Source organism: Pseudomonas sp. A214 (genome assembly GCF_900156295.1).
In the GTDB taxonomy this organism is placed as follows: domain Bacteria; phylum Pseudomonadota; class Gammaproteobacteria; order Pseudomonadales; family Pseudomonadaceae; genus Aquipseudomonas; species Aquipseudomonas rhizophila.
Window position 1 is genome coordinate 5,394,921 of the sequence record NZ_LT707062.1, and the last position, 13,958, is coordinate 5,408,878.

Here is a 13,958-nt window from a genome sequence, read left to right on the forward strand (position 1 = left end):
GGTCAGGTTTCGTCAGTGTGGGGGTGAGGAATGGAATGGTCACGGCCCAGGCCCGACACATGCTGTTTTTCGTGCTCGCCCGGGCTCTTTTCACCACGGTCCTTGCCCTCGGCGGACATGTGCTCGATCACCGCGTTCATCTCCGCACCGAGCAACAGCACCGCCGAAGAAATGTAGAAGTACAGCAACAGCACGATGATCGCGCCGATACTGCCATACATGGCGTTGTAGTTGGCGAAGGTCTTGACGTAAAACGCAAAGCCCAGGGACGCGATGATCCACACCACCACCGCCAGCACCGACCCCGGTGTAATAAAGCGAAACTCCTGTTTGACGTCAGGCATCACGTAATAGATCAACGCCACAGCCACCATCAGCAAAAACACGATCACCGGCCAGCGCACGATGGTCCAGAGTGTGACGATGAACTCCTCCAGCCCGACCTGGGCCGCGATCCAGCCCATCACCTGCGGCCCGAGCACCATCAGCGCCGCGGCGGCCAACAACATGCCGGCGATGCCGATGGTGTAGAAAATCGACAGCGGGAAGCGCTTCCAGATCGGACGGCCCTCTACCACATCGTAGGCGGCGTTCATCGCACTCATCATCAACCGGACACCGGCCGAGGCAGTCCACAACGCAATGACGATACCCACCGACAACAACCCCCCCTTGGATTGCTGAAGCTGGTCGATCACCGGGTTGACCTGCTCCAGGGCCTGGGGTGGCAACACCAGCTCCGATTGCAGGCGCAGCCAGGAGAAGAAGTCCGGCAAATGCAGGAAACCGATCAGTGCGATCAGGAACAGAATGAAGGGGAACAGCGAAAACAGCATCTGGTAGGCCAATGCCGAGGCGTAGGTCGACATCTCGTCGTCGAGAAACTCGGTCACGGTGCGCATCATCACACGATGCAAGGGCAAGCCTTTCAAGGCCGGGAACATCATGTGCGTCTCCTTTCGCCGCAAAAAAGGAAGGTCGCCTGGCGACTCTCGGGGTTGCTATCCAAGACAAAAGTAACCTGTTTGGCGACTTTGGAACAATTTCCCCGGTGCAAGTTCGAGCAGACATGACAACGGCCACCCGCGGATGGCCGTTCCAATCGGTTATTCAACAGGCCGGTTATGCCTCGTCAACGCCTTTCTTGACTGCGTCCTTGGCCTTGCCCACGTTTTGCTGAACCTCACCTTTTTTCTCCTGGACCACGCCCTCAGCGCGCATGCGGTCATTGTCGGTGGCCTTGCCGACGCCTTGCTTGATGTTGCCGACGGCTTCGTTGGCAACGCCCTTCACTTTATCGCTCGTGCTACCCATGATGTCTCTCCTGTGAACAACTGTACGAAAAGTCATTACATAAGGGTTGACCGAGGCCGTTTGCGGGGAGTTTCATTTTTTCAGCAGCGCATTTCATCGTCAGATGCAGGTTGAGCTTTATGTTTGCCGATCCACCCCCGAGAATGCCCCACGTATTCAGGCTGCGACCTGAAGCTCCAATCTCGTAGGAACGTTATGAAACTCGATAAAAAGCAGGCCATCGCCCGCAGAAACCAGGAACTGGGCGGCGCCGTACTGGGCGTCAATAACTGCCACTTCAGCGAATTGAACCGCAACCGCAACATCTTCTGGTTCGATATCCCGGTGGCACGCCTGGCCATCGGTCAGTACGAATGGATCCACCTGCTGCTGCACACGCCGGCCACCGATGAGCTGCTGCACCTGAAGGTACCGACCGTGTTCCTGCGCGAAAAAATGGAAGGCCTGGAAGTACGCAACCAGGGCAAGCGCAAGGCGGCCCTGAGCCTGGAGCTGAGCGCCGACAAGGATTCGTACCTGCAGGACATGCGCCCGGGTGGCACCAACCTGGATTTTGCCCAGTTTCGGTTGTAACCAATCCGTATGGCTGCCGGGCTTCCTGTGGCGAGGGGATTTATCCCCGCTGGGCTGTGAAGCAGCCCCACGCTTTCATGAGCCACACCAATCTGTCATACAAGAGGCAGGGGGTTGCTGCGCAACCCAGCGGGGATAAATCCCCTCGCCACAGATTTTTGGGGCCTGCCAGGGCAATCCCAAACAAAAAGCCCCGCACTGGCGGGGCTTTTTATTGGCAGGGTTTTACTTCTTCAGACCTAACTTCTTCAGTTCTTCATCACGCAACTCGCGTCGCAGGATCTTACCCACGTTGGTGGTCGGCAGCGCGTCGCGGAATTCCACCGCCTTGGGCACTTTGTAGCCCGTGACGTTGGCGCGCATGTGTTCCATCACCTGCTCTTTGGTCAGCGTGACACCCGGGCGGGGCACAATGAAAATCTTGATTGCCTCGCCGGATTTTTCGTCCGGTACACCGATGGCCGCGCACTGCAGGACGCCCGGCAGGGTCGCCAGCACGTCTTCCAGCTCGTTGGGGTACACGTTGAAACCGGAGATCAGGATCATGTCTTTCTTGCGATCGACGATGCGCATGTAGCCGTCCGGCTGGATCAGCGCGATATCGCCGGTCTTGAGCCAGCCTTCGCTGTCGAGGATCTCGTCGGTGGCGTCCTGGCGCTGCCAGTAGCCCTTCATGACCTGTGGACCTTTCACACACAGTTCACCGATTTCGCCCAATGGCAGTTCTTCGCCGGCGTCATTGATAATCTTGCACAGCGTCGACGGCACCGGAATGCCGATGGTGCCAATCTGGATTTTCTGGATCGGATTGACCGTGGCGACCGGACTGGTTTCGGTCATGCCGTAACCTTCGCAGATCGGGCAGCCGGTAACCTCTTTCCAGCGCTCGGCCGCCGCCAGTTGCAGGGCCATGCCACCGGACAACGTCACCTTCATTGCCGAGAAATCCAGGTTGCGGAAGGCTTCGTTGTTGCACAGGGCCACGAACAACGTGTTGAGACCGACAAAACCGCTGAACTTCCACTTCGACAGTTCCTTGACCATCGCCGGGAGGTCGCGCGGGTTGCTGATCAGGATATTGTGGTTGCCGATCAGCATCATCGCCATGCAATGGAAGGTGAAAGCGTAGATGTGATACAGCGGCAGAGGCGTGATCAGGACCTCGCAACCTTCGTTGAGGTTGGACCCCATCAGCGCCTTGCACTGCAACATGTTCGCCACCAGGTTGCGATGGGTCAGCATCGCGCCCTTGGCCACGCCAGTGGTGCCGCCGGTGTACTGCAACACGGCCACGTCGTCACTGGTGGGGTTGGCTTCGGTCACTGGCTGGCCGTGGCCCTTGCTCAGCACATCGTTGAACTTGATGGCCTTGGGCAAGTGATAAGCGGGGACCATCTTCTTGACGTACTTGATCACGCTGTTGATCAGCAGACGCTTGAGTGGCGGCAGCAAATCGGCAACTTCGGTGACGATCACATGCTTGACGCCCGTCTTGGGCACCACAGCCTCGGCCAGGTGCGCCATGTTCGCCAGGCACACCAGCGCCTTGGCGCCGGAGTCGTTGAACTGGTGTTCCATTTCCCGCGCGGTGTACAGCGGGTTGGTGTTGACCACGATCAGGCCGGCGCGAATCGCACCGAACACGGCAACCGGGTACTGGAGAACGTTGGGCAGTTGCACGGCGATTCGATCGCCAGGCTGCAAGTCGGTATGCTGTTGCAGATACGCAGCAAAGGCACCGGACAATTCATACAGTTCCCCGTAGGTAATTGTCTTGCCCAGGTTGCTGAATGCCGGCTTGTCGGCGAAGCGTTGGCAGGACTGCTTCAACACCGCCTGAATATTCGGATACTCGTCTGGATTGATGTCGGCAGCAATCCCAGCTGGGTACTTATCCTTCCAAAAGTCTTCGATCATGGAAGCCCACTCCTCAGCAACGCGAATTCTCACCGCATTTGATGCGATTATTATTGGTGTGTGTTTATTGGTGAATCTGGCCTAATTCAACGCCGAGAAGTCACAAAAGCGCGCCGAGAGTAGCAGCTTTGCCAAGGGTCGCCTAGAGCCAAAAGTGGCCCCTACAGTCATAAATATGACTCAAGAATATGCAGTGGTCATTTTTAGAGTAAAAATACTAAGCGCTGGTTAATCACTGCGAATACATAAAAACCGTGGGAGCGAGCCTGCTCGCGATGGCGGCGCCTCAGTCGACATCTCTGTCACTGATACACCGCCATCGCGAGCAGGCTCGCTCCCACAGGGTTTATTCCAAAGGATGGCCGGCATCAGGCGATATCCCGCAACTCCCGCCGCAATATCTTGCCCACTGGCGTCATCGGCAACGACTCTCGCAGCACGATGTGCTTGGGTATCTTGTAGCCGGTGAAGTTCTCCTTGCAGTAAGCCTTGAGCTCCTCAAGGCTGACGCCCGTTTCGCGTGGCACCACGAACAGTTTCACCGCCTCCCCCGAACGTTCGTCCGGCACACCGATCACCGCGCAGTTGGCAACTTTCGGATGGGCCATTACCACGTCTTCGATTTCGTTGGGGTATACGTTGAAACCCGAGACGATGATCATGTCTTTCTTGCGATCGACGATGCGCACGAAACCGTCCGGGTCGATCACCGCGATGTCACCGGATTTGAACCAGCCTTCGCTGTCCAGCACCTCGGCGGTGGCTTCGGGTTTGTTCCAGTAGCCTTTCATGATTTGCGGGCCCTTGATGCACAACTCACCGCGCTCGCCCAGTGGCTGTTCGGCGCCGTCGTCGCTGACCACTTTCATGAGCGTGCCCGGCACCGGCAGCCCCACCGTGCCCAGCCGGGACTTGGTGCCGTAGGGGTTGGTGCAGGCCACCGGCGAGGTTTCGGTCAGGCCATAGCCTTCGGTGATACGGCAGCCGGTGAGCTGTTCCCAACGCTCGGCCGTGGCCTTGACCAGCGCAGTGCCACCGGAGTTGGTGAGCTTGAGGCTGGAGAAATCCAGGGTCTTGAAATCCGGATGGTCCATCAACGCCACGAACAGCGTGTTGAGCCCCAGCAGCGCCGAAAAACGCCAGTTCTTCAGCTCCTTGATAAAGCCACCGATGTCCCGCGGGTTGGTGATCAGCACGTTGTGGTTACCGGTGACCATCATGCACATGCAATTCGCCGTGAAGGCATAGATGTGGTACAGCGGCAGCGGCGCGATCATCACCTCCTGGCCTTCGCGCAGCAACGGTTGGCCGTCGTCGCCGAACTGGCCCAGGCATGCCCGGGCCTGCTGCATGTTCGCTACCAGGTTGCCATGGGTCAGCATCGCCCCCTTGGCAAGGCCGGTGGTGCCGCCGGTGTATTGCAGCACCGCGATGTCCTCGAGGCTGACTTTCAGCGGTTTGATGCCATGGCCCCGCCCCAGGCGCAACGTGCTCTTGAAGGAAACGGCCTGGGGCAGCGAATAGTCAGGGACCATCTTCTTGACCTTGCTCACCAGCGTATTGACCAGCCAGCCCTTGGCAGTGGGCATCAGGTCGCCCATCTTCGCCTCGATGAGATACTGCAGATCGGTGTCAGGCAGCACCTCCTGGACTTTCTGTCCGAACAGGTTCATGTACACCAGTGCCCGGGCGCCGGAGTCCTTGAACTGGTGGCGCATTTCCCGCGGGGTGTACAACGGGTTGGTGTTGACCACGATCAGCCCGGCGCGCAAGGCACCGAACACGGCGATGGGGTATTGCAGGACATTGGGCATCTGCACCGCGATACGATCGCCAGGCGCCAGGTCGGTATGGGCTTGCAGGTAACCGGCGAAGGCAGCGCTGTAGCGCTCGAGTTCGGCATAGGTCAGGGTAACCCCCATGTTGCTGAACGCCGGACGGTCGGCGAATTTCTTGCAGGAACGCTCGAACACCTCGATCACCGATTTGTAGGCCCCCACGTCAATGTCCAGGGGCACGCCGGCCGGGCGTTTGTCATTCCAGAAATCAGGCTGCATTGTTTTTATCCTCTTTACCTGAACGTGTCCGGGCCGCTTCTGTGGCTCTTGCACAGGCGGTGCTCTTGGGACACTAGCAGCTATGGCCAATCAGGCAAATATGGCAACCTGCTTCATAGATTGTGTGAATCTACCTGCCACGACTAACGTAACGTGACTTGATCAGGCGAGACGCAACGGATGCGCTATACAATGCAGCGACGCTGTGTTTGCCCTTGTGTATGCCCGTGAGTAAAGGAATGACCATGATCCACCAAACGTTCATGCTCACCGCCACCGACCACACCCGCCTGTTCGTCAATCAGTGGCTGCCTGAAACCGCCCCTGAAGCGGTGATCATGCTGGCCCACGGCATGGCCGAACACAGCGGCCGCTACGCGCGTCTGGCCCGGGCGCTGTGCGATGCAGGCTACGGTGTCTACGCGCCGGACCTGCGCGGCCATGGCAAAACCGGCGAAGCAGCGACGCTCGGCCATTTTGCCGACGAGGATGGCTGGGCCAAGGTGGTCGGCGACCTGGCCAGCCTCAATCAACACATCGGCCAGCAACACCCCGATGTTCCCATCGTGTTGCTGGGTCACAGCATGGGCAGCTACATCGCCCAGGGTTACCTGTTACATCACAGCGCCAGTCTGCACGGGGCGATTCTCAGCGGCTCGAATTTCCAGCCCGTGGCGCTCTATCGTGCCGCGCGCCTGATCGCCTGTTTCGAGCGCAAGCGCCAGGGCCCAAAGGGCCGCAGCGCCCTGATCGAGTGGCTGTCCTTCGGCAGTTTCAATAAGAAATTCAAACCCACGCGTACCCCCTTCGACTGGCTCAGCCGCGACCCGGCCGAGGTCGACAAGTACCGCCTCGACCCGCTGTGCGGCTTTCGTTGCACCAATCAGTTGTGGGTCGACCTGCTCGGCGGGTTGCAGCAGATCAGCAAAGCGTCCAATCTCGCCCAGATCGATCCGGGCCTGCCCCTGCTGGTGATCGGCGGTGAATGTGATCCGGTGAGTGAAGGCAAACGTCTCAAGGATCTGGCCGACGCCCTGCGCGGCGCCGGCAGCCAGCACTTGCAATTGACGATTTACCCGCAAGCCCGGCACGAACTGTTCAATGAAACCAACCGCGATGAAGTGACGGCCGACGTGCTGGCCTGGATTGCCCAGGCCCTGAGTCACAAGCGACCGCCACGCAGCGAATAGGTTTGCAGCGTTTTCCTTTACTCGTCACAGGATTTGATAGATGACCCAGGTTACCAACATCCCCTACGAAGCCCTCGAAGTCGGTCAGACCGCCAGCTACAGCAAGACCGTCGAAGAGCGCGACATCCAGCTGTTCGCCGCCATGTCGGGCGATCACAACCCGGTGCACCTGGATGCCGAATTCGCTGCGGCGAGCATGTTCAAGGAGCGCATCGCCCATGGCATGTTCAGCGGTGCACTGATCAGCGCGGCGGTGGCCTGCGAGCTGCCTGGGCCGGGCACCATCTATATCGGCCAGCAGATGAGCTTCCAGAAGCCGGTGAAGATTGGCGACACCCTGACCGTGCGCTTGGAGATCCTTGAGAAACTGCCGAAATTTCGCGTACGCATTGCCACTCGCGTGTTCAATCAGCGCGATGAGCTGGTGGTGGACGGCGAAGCGGAAATCCTCGCGCCACGCAAGCAGCAGACCGTGACCTTGCCGACGCTGCCGGCGATTACTGTCGGCTGATTGCCACTATCTAAAGTGAATGACCTGTGGCGAGGGGATTTATCCCCGCTGGGCTGCGAAGCAGCCCCCTGCGCTCGGGCAGACACACCTCAGAGGTCTTGAGATATTGGGGCCGCTTCGCGCCCCAGCGGGGATAAATCCCCTCGCCACAAAGTTATTGCAAGTCTTCACGCACCTGCACGCTCGCCGTCATCCCCGCGCTCAGGTTTACCCCTTCAGGCACCTTGTCCAGCTTGATCCGCACCGGAATCCGCTGGGCCAGGCGCACCCAATTGAAGGTCGGCTCGACCTCCGCCAGCAACTGCGCATCGGGATTGGTATTGCGGTCGGTAATGCCGCGGCTGATGCTTTCGACGTGGCCTTGCAGGGCATGACCGGCGCTCATCAACCAGACCTTGACCGGATCGCCCACGCGGATCCTGGGCAGTTTGGTTTCTTCGAAATAGGCCTGCACATAAAACGTTGAATCGTCGATCAGCGCCATGACCGGTTGCCCGGCATTCACGTAGTTGCCCTCGGCCAGGCGCAGGTTGGTGATATGGCCGCCCCGTGGGGCCAGGACCTGGCTGCGGGCCAGGTTGAGTTCGGCGACCTTGGCCTCGGCCTGGGCCTCGCGCAGTTCGCCCCGGGCGATGCCGGCGTTGATCTGGGCGTTTTCCCGCAACTCGGCGCTGATAGCCTGGGGCCCCAGAGCGGCGCGTCGACTGGCTTCGTGTTCACGCAAACTCAGTTGCTGCTGCCGGGTCTGGACCACCGCCCGGGCTTTCTCCAGCGCGGCCTCGAAACGTTCGCGGTCGATGCTCAGCAATAAATCGCCGGCCTTGACCTGCTGGTTGTCCACCGCCTTGAGCTCGCGCACCCAACCCGACACGTCGGGGGCGATCACCACCACGTCGGCGCGAATCCGCGCATCCCGGGTCCAGGGCGTGAGCATGTAGTACTGCCACAGATGAAACCCGGCGAAGATCGCCACGGCCACCACGCTCAGCGTGACGGCAACACGTACGGAAGTACGCATGTTCAACTCCTTATAGCGGTCCGAGGACCACGGTAATAACAGTCAGGACACAGACATACAGGGCGCAGTCGAACAAGGCTTCATGCCAGATCCAGCGCCCGGCCGGCACGAGGCTGAGCAACAGGCGAAGCCCACCGGTCACCAGCAAGGCCAGCACCACATAAATCAAGAACGGGCTGAGCAAAACCCCGCCTATCGACCACTCACGCAAGCCCATGGCTGTGCTCCCGTTGTTCAGGTTCGTGCTGACGGCACCAGGCGCGCCAGCTGTTCTGCAATTGCACCACCGCGCCCTGGGCCAGTTTCAGCGCATCGCCGGGCGGTTGCGTCGACAACACCTTCAGGAACTCGTCGCTCGCCGGGCCGAGTGCTTCGGCCTGATCAACTGCCGGACCGCGCTCAAGCACCTGCTCCAGCGCATCGAAGTAACGGCGCTGGGCCCGGTTGTCGGGCATTTGGGCGACGGCCAGACTCAAACGCAGGTGCAGCAACTCGTCACCCATGTCCAGGCCAAGCAATCCGTCATCCCAACGGCTACGCGCCGGCACCGGCAGTTCGGGATAATGCCGCGCCAGTTGCAACAGCCGATCAGCCATGCGTCCGCCGAACCAGCTCTCGGCGCCCCGCAGGCTACGGCGCGTCAACCGCACCAGATCATCCAGCGTGGCGGCCAGCAGGCGCCGGCTATGCCAGGCCGGATCGCGCAGAATCAGCAGGTTGAAGGCCAACACCGCCGCACCCACACCGATCATCATCGCTTGAGCATTGTTGAAGAACGCCGCCACGTCATATTTCATGGCGTTGAGCGGCGATATCAGCACCACGAAATGCAGACAGAACGAGGTGGCCGTGGCGAAAATCTGCGGCTTGGCCATACCCAGCGCTCCCAGGAACAGCGGCACGCCCATGGCCATGCACAACATCGCAAAACTGCTCCACTGCGGCAGCAAAATCTCACCGATGACAAACGCCGTCGGCACCGCCAACAGAATTCCCCGAAGAAAACTCATGCCGATCTGCGCGCCGTTTTCGCGACTGGCGAACAGACTGCACACCACGCAGGTGAGCACCAGCGCGCCTGAGGCGGCGGGCCAGGCAGTCGCCAGCCAGAAACAGGCGACCGCCAGAAACGCCAGGGCGCTACGCGCACCAAAGACCATGGCCAGGGGCAGGTCACGATGGGGCGCCAGGGTGCGAGGCGGATCCACCGCCTCCCTGCCCTCTTGCACCGCCTTCAAGGCTGCGCAGGCAGCCAGGGCGGTATCGAGCAACAAGGCGAAGCGGGCCAGGCAATAACTTTGCGCCGGGCTGATCAGTGGATCGTGGGATGCATCCAGCACCCGTGGTCGCAAGGCTTGCAGGGTCGCGCTGTCGGCGTCGAGGGCTTGTTGCACCTCGCTCATCCACGGCTTGAGGGCCTCGGCTTCCTCAGGATCGAGTTGTTTCCATTGCCGCCGAACCGAGCGGGAGATGCGCAGCAGCATCAACAGTTTCTGGCTCAGAGCGCTGATGGCCCGAGCCCGTTGCCGACCCAGGCTGCCTTCGAACCAGGCGTGTTCACGCTGGGCGTCCACGGCGACGATCTTGCCGAGGATTTCCAGCAGTCCTTTACGGGCCTGGGCGTCGCCCGTCAGGGTGGCACGGGCCGCCTGCATGCCGCTCTGCCAGGCGACACGGGCCTGATCGGCCAATTGCCGCTCGACCCGCAACGGCCAGAGCAACGCGCTGGCCGCCGTGGCGCAGACAATGCCCAGACTGATCTCCGTACAGCGCGCCACGGCCTGATCGAACACCCCCAGCGGATGGGAAATGGCCGGCAAGGCAATGATTGCCACTGTGTAACCGGCCAGCACGAACGAATAGGACCAGGCGCTGCGCAGCAGTGTGGAGCAAGCCGTGCACAAGCCCAGCCACACGGCCAGCGCCAGTAGGAACAACCAGGGTGCCTGAGCAAACAGCCCCATGAACACCACCGACATGACGGTGCCCACCAGCGTGCCGACCAATCGCGCCAAGCCTTTCTGCACCACCATCCCGGACAGCGGTTGCGCCACGATGATCGCGGTCATCAGCGCCCATGAAGGCTGCTCCAGGCCCCAGCGCAAGGCCAGCCAAAGCGCCAAGCCGCCACCAAGCACGGTCTTGATGGCGAATTGCACAGCGAGGCGGTCGGGAGCGAACAGGGCCTGGAAAGTAATGGGCACGCGAAAAACTCTTCTGGGGACGCAGTAACGATAGATGCAATAAAGGGTGATGGAGGGTGCAATTATTAGCTGGCTATCTATTTGAGTCCAGAGCCACCGTTACATGATCGGCATAAAAAAACGCCAGACAGGCTGGCGTTTTTTGTACAGCGCGCGTGTTTAGCTGGCGCGCGCCTGGTTACGCAGGGCTTTTACCTGGTCATGGTTGCGCTGCACGCCATGGTACTGACGCTCAACCAGATCGCGAATACCAACCAGGTTGTGCTTGCTGATTTTCTCCATGGCTTCTTTGTAAGCCTTAAGGGCATGGTCTTCACCGCGCTCGGCTTCGTTGAGCACTGCTTCTTCGTCCTTGCCAGTGAACATGGATTTCACGTCCACCCAACGGCGATGCATATCACCGGCAACGCTGGTGGAAGTTTCCGGATCGCCACCCAGGGCCCGTACGGCAGCTTGCAGCTCAGCCGCGGCGGCAGCGCAGTCTGCGGCGCGCTGGACGAACAAATCCTTGAGTTGTGGATGCTTGATGTCTTCAGCGCAAGTCTTGAAACCTTCCTGACCATCTTTGCTGGTCTCGATCAGGTCGTTCAGGACGGAGATGGATTCTTTGTTGATGTCGGTCATTTTTCAATTCCTTTGCTTGGTGAATAAAAAACCTACAAGGAATATTGCATCGGTCGTGCCAGCCGCAATCACAAATAAAAACATTAAAAATCAATAAGTTAATCAATCGCTCGATAACTGTATCCGTGTTCTTTGCATGATCTGTCATTTGGCCTGCATGCAGAATGCCTGTATTTTCCAGGCTGACTGAATTAAGACCCCTGCCATGAACCCGGAAAAGCTCGAACTGCTGGTGACACGCCAGATGCCCTTCGGCAAATACAAAGGCCGAATCCTGGCCGACCTGCCCGGGCAGTACCTGAACTGGTTCGCTCGCGAGGGTTTTCCTCACGGGGAACTGGGCGGTTTGCTGGCGCTGATGCAGGAGATCGACCACAACGGTCTGTCGGATCTGCTTGACCCCCTGCGTGCCAAACACGGCAAACCCAAGCCCCAACATTGATTGAGCCACGCCATGCCCGAGAACACCCTGCGCGCCCACGATGAAGCTTTCTGGGAAACTTTTGTGGGTCGCTACGATGTCGACCCCAATGGGCCGCTCAATCTGGAAAACGGCTACTTCGGCCGCATGTCCCGGACCGTGGTCGAGGAGTACCAACGCAATATTGAGTTCGTCAATCGCGGTAACTCGGTGTACGTGCGCCAGCATTTCGACCGGGACCATGGCGAAGCGATTCGCCAGCAAGTGGCGCAACTGATCCACGCGTCCCCCGCTAGCGTAGCGCTGGCCAACAGTGCCGGAGACGCCCTGCAAACGCTGATTCGCAACTACAACGGTCTCATGCCTGGCGATCAGGTGCTGATCTGTGATCTGGAATACGCGTCGGTCAAAAGCGCAATGCGCTGGCTGGCCCGGCAGCGTGGCGTAGAGGTGATTGAACTCGTCCACCCGCACCCCGCCAGTTTCGAAAGCCTGGTGGGCACTTATCGCCAAGCGTTCATTCGTTACCCGCGTCTCAAGCTGATGGCGCTGACCTACGTCAACCACCTCACTGGGCTGGTGATGCCGGTCCAGGCCATTGCCGAAACCGCCCGTGAGTTTGGCGTCGATATCATTCTCGACGGTGCCCACGCCCTGGGCCAAATCGATTTCGATCTGAAGAAGCTCGGTATCGAATTCGCCGGGTTCAACCTGCAGAAGTGGATCGGCGGGCCGCTGGCCCTGGGCTTTTTATACATCGCACCGCAACGGCTGGCCGACATCGACCCGGACATGGACGAAGATCATTATCCAGCCGCAGACGTGCGCTCGCGAACGCCCCACAGCACGCCCAATATCCCGGTTTTGCTCACCCTGCCCTTGGTCCTGGAGGAGCACCGTTCATTGGGTGGCGCATCGGCCAAGGGCGTGCGGCTCAGTTATCTGCGCGACCTGTGGGTGAACGCCGTGCGTGATGTACCGGGGATCGAAATCATGACGCCGGACGATCCGCGCCTGTACTGTGGCATCACGTCGATGCGCTTCACCGCCCAGCCCGATCAACAGGCGATGGCCGATCGACTGCTCAATGACTACGGGATCTTCACCGTGGTGCGCAACACCAGTGTCGGGCCGTGTATTCGCATTACTCCAGGGTTGATCACCTTGGCGAAGGATATCGAGCGGTTGACTACGGCGCTGATTAACCTGAGCCGAATGTAGTTGTGGCGAGGGGATTTATCCCCGCAGGGCTGCGCAGCAGTCCAGCAAGGAGGACTTAACCTATCTGACGCACCGAGATGTCAGGTTTCGGGGCCGCTGCGCGCCCCAGCGGGGATAATTCCCTCGCCACAAATCCAGCGTTCATCCAGCGCGGTACGATAAAACCCAGGCAAAAAAAAACGGCGCGCCGACCAAGCGCACCGTAAAACCGTAGAACACCCAACGAAGGTTCGGTAAGACAATCAGTCCAGCAGCGCCAGCGCCTCGGCGGTGCACTCCTGGATGCGGGCCCAGTCGCCGTTCTTGATCCACTCGGGATCAAGCATCCAGCTACCGCCCACGCACATCACGTTTTTCAACGCCATGTAGCTCTTGATATTGGCCGGGCTTACGCCGCCGGTCGGGCAGAATTTCACTTCGCCGAACGGGCCGCCCAGGGCCTTGATGGCCGCGACACCGCCGCTGACTTCCGCCGGGAACAGTTTGAAGCGGCGATAACCCAGGCCGTAGCCTTCCATGATGCCGGAGGCGTTGCTGATGCCCGGCAGCAACGGGATCGGGCTGTCGACGCTGGCTTCCAGCAGATCACGGGTGATGCCTGGGGTGACGATGAACTGCGAACCGGCAGCCTCGGCAGCGGCCAGCATATGGCGGTCCAGCACCGTACCGGCCCCGGTCACCAGTTCCGGACGTTGCTCGCGCAGCACCTGGATGGCCTTAAGGCCGTATTGGGAGCGCAAGGTCACTTCCAGCGCCGTCAGGCCGCCGGCGGCCAGGGCATCGGCCAGCGGCAGGATGTCCTGCTCACGGGCGATGGTGATCACCGGCAGAATCCGCGCCTTGGCGCAGAGGCTGTCGATCAGGGTAACTTTGTCCGCCATGGAAACGGTCGGGGATGGGTTTGTCAT

General features: G+C 59.9%; 14 protein-coding genes. 5 read left to right on the plus strand and 9 right to left on the minus strand.

The features are described 5' to 3' along the window. Positions 1-2: 2 nt before the first annotated feature. Entirely contained in the window at positions 3-947 is a 945-nt protein-coding gene (locus tag BW979_RS24065) for a YihY/virulence factor BrkB family protein (protein ID WP_047228343.1), read from the minus strand. A gap of 175 nt (positions 948-1,122) precedes the next feature. After that, positions 1,123-1,314: a CsbD family protein gene (locus tag BW979_RS24070; RefSeq protein WP_047228344.1), complete on the minus strand. Its 192-nt coding sequence runs from the start codon at positions 1,312-1,314 to the stop codon at positions 1,123-1,125. A 195-nt stretch (positions 1,315-1,509) separates the two neighbouring features. Here BW979_RS24070 and BW979_RS24075 point away from each other — a divergent pair, with 195 nt between their 5' ends. Then, positions 1,510-1,887, plus strand: coding sequence for a hypothetical protein (locus BW979_RS24075; RefSeq protein WP_030139341.1), 378 nt, complete (start codon positions 1,510-1,512; stop codon positions 1,885-1,887). Positions 1,888-2,112: 225 nt separating this feature from the next. Here BW979_RS24075 and fadD1 read toward each other — a convergent pair whose 3' ends face one another. Together fadD1 and fadD2 are read right to left on the minus strand one after the other, a co-directional pair. Next, positions 2,113-3,804 carry a long-chain-fatty-acid--CoA ligase FadD1 gene (fadD1, locus tag BW979_RS24080; RefSeq protein WP_076386040.1) on the minus strand — a complete coding sequence of 564 codons (1,692 nt, stop codon included), beginning with the start codon at positions 3,802-3,804 and terminating at the stop codon, positions 2,113-2,115. Between the two features lie 368 nt (positions 3,805-4,172). Further along, positions 4,173-5,861, minus strand: coding sequence for a long-chain-fatty-acid--CoA ligase FadD2 (gene fadD2, locus BW979_RS24085; protein WP_047228346.1), 1,689 nt, complete (start codon positions 5,859-5,861; stop codon positions 4,173-4,175). Positions 5,862-6,106: 245 nt separating this feature from the next. Between fadD2 and BW979_RS24090 the strand changes: the two genes are divergently transcribed. Together BW979_RS24090 and BW979_RS24095 are read left to right on the plus strand one after the other, a co-directional pair. Next, the gene (locus tag BW979_RS24090; RefSeq protein ID WP_076386042.1) at positions 6,107-7,051 is read left to right on the plus strand and encodes an alpha/beta hydrolase; all 945 of its coding nucleotides are present in this window, start codon (positions 6,107-6,109) and stop codon (positions 7,049-7,051) included. 40 nt (positions 7,052-7,091) lie between these two features. Next, the gene (locus BW979_RS24095; RefSeq protein WP_003184579.1) at positions 7,092-7,562 is read left to right on the plus strand and encodes a MaoC family dehydratase; all 471 of its coding nucleotides are present in this window, start codon (positions 7,092-7,094) and stop codon (positions 7,560-7,562) included. A 154-nt stretch (positions 7,563-7,716) separates the two neighbouring features. Here BW979_RS24095 and BW979_RS24100 read toward each other — a convergent pair whose 3' ends face one another. From BW979_RS24100 to BW979_RS24115, 4 genes are all read right to left on the minus strand, one after another. Next, positions 7,717-8,580, minus strand: coding sequence for an efflux RND transporter periplasmic adaptor subunit (locus tag BW979_RS24100; RefSeq protein ID WP_076386044.1), 864 nt, complete (start codon positions 8,578-8,580; stop codon positions 7,717-7,719). A 10-nt stretch (positions 8,581-8,590) separates the two neighbouring features. Further along, positions 8,591-8,797 carry a DUF1656 domain-containing protein gene (locus tag BW979_RS24105; protein ID WP_047228349.1) on the minus strand — a complete coding sequence of 69 codons (207 nt, stop codon included), beginning with the start codon at positions 8,795-8,797 and terminating at the stop codon, positions 8,591-8,593. Beyond that, a complete protein-coding gene (locus tag BW979_RS24110) occupies positions 8,784-10,784 on the minus strand; it encodes an FUSC family protein (RefSeq protein ID WP_076386046.1) in 2,001 nt (666 codons plus the stop codon). Before BW979_RS24110 ends, BW979_RS24105 begins: the two co-directional genes overlap by 14 nt. 159 nt (positions 10,785-10,943) lie before the next feature. After that, a complete protein-coding gene (locus tag BW979_RS24115; protein ID WP_047228351.1) occupies positions 10,944-11,408 on the minus strand; it encodes a ferritin-like domain-containing protein in 465 nt (154 codons plus the stop codon). A 205-nt stretch (positions 11,409-11,613) separates the two neighbouring features. Between BW979_RS24115 and BW979_RS24120 the strand changes: the two genes are divergently transcribed. Together BW979_RS24120 and BW979_RS24125 are read left to right on the plus strand one after the other, a co-directional pair. Beyond that, complete coding sequence (locus BW979_RS24120; RefSeq protein ID WP_047228352.1) at positions 11,614-11,850, plus strand: DUF3820 family protein; 237 nt, start codon at positions 11,614-11,616, stop codon at positions 11,848-11,850. A gap of 12 nt (positions 11,851-11,862) precedes the next feature. After that, positions 11,863-13,050 (plus strand): aminotransferase class V-fold PLP-dependent enzyme, encoded by a 1,188-nt coding sequence (locus tag BW979_RS24125; RefSeq protein ID WP_076386048.1) that lies wholly within the window; start codon positions 11,863-11,865, stop codon positions 13,048-13,050. A gap of 242 nt (positions 13,051-13,292) precedes the next feature. Here the strand turns inward: BW979_RS24125 and BW979_RS24130 are convergent, their stop codons facing one another. Continuing rightward, entirely contained in the window at positions 13,293-13,958 is a 666-nt protein-coding gene (locus BW979_RS24130; RefSeq protein WP_047228354.1) for a bifunctional 4-hydroxy-2-oxoglutarate aldolase/2-dehydro-3-deoxy-phosphogluconate aldolase, read from the minus strand.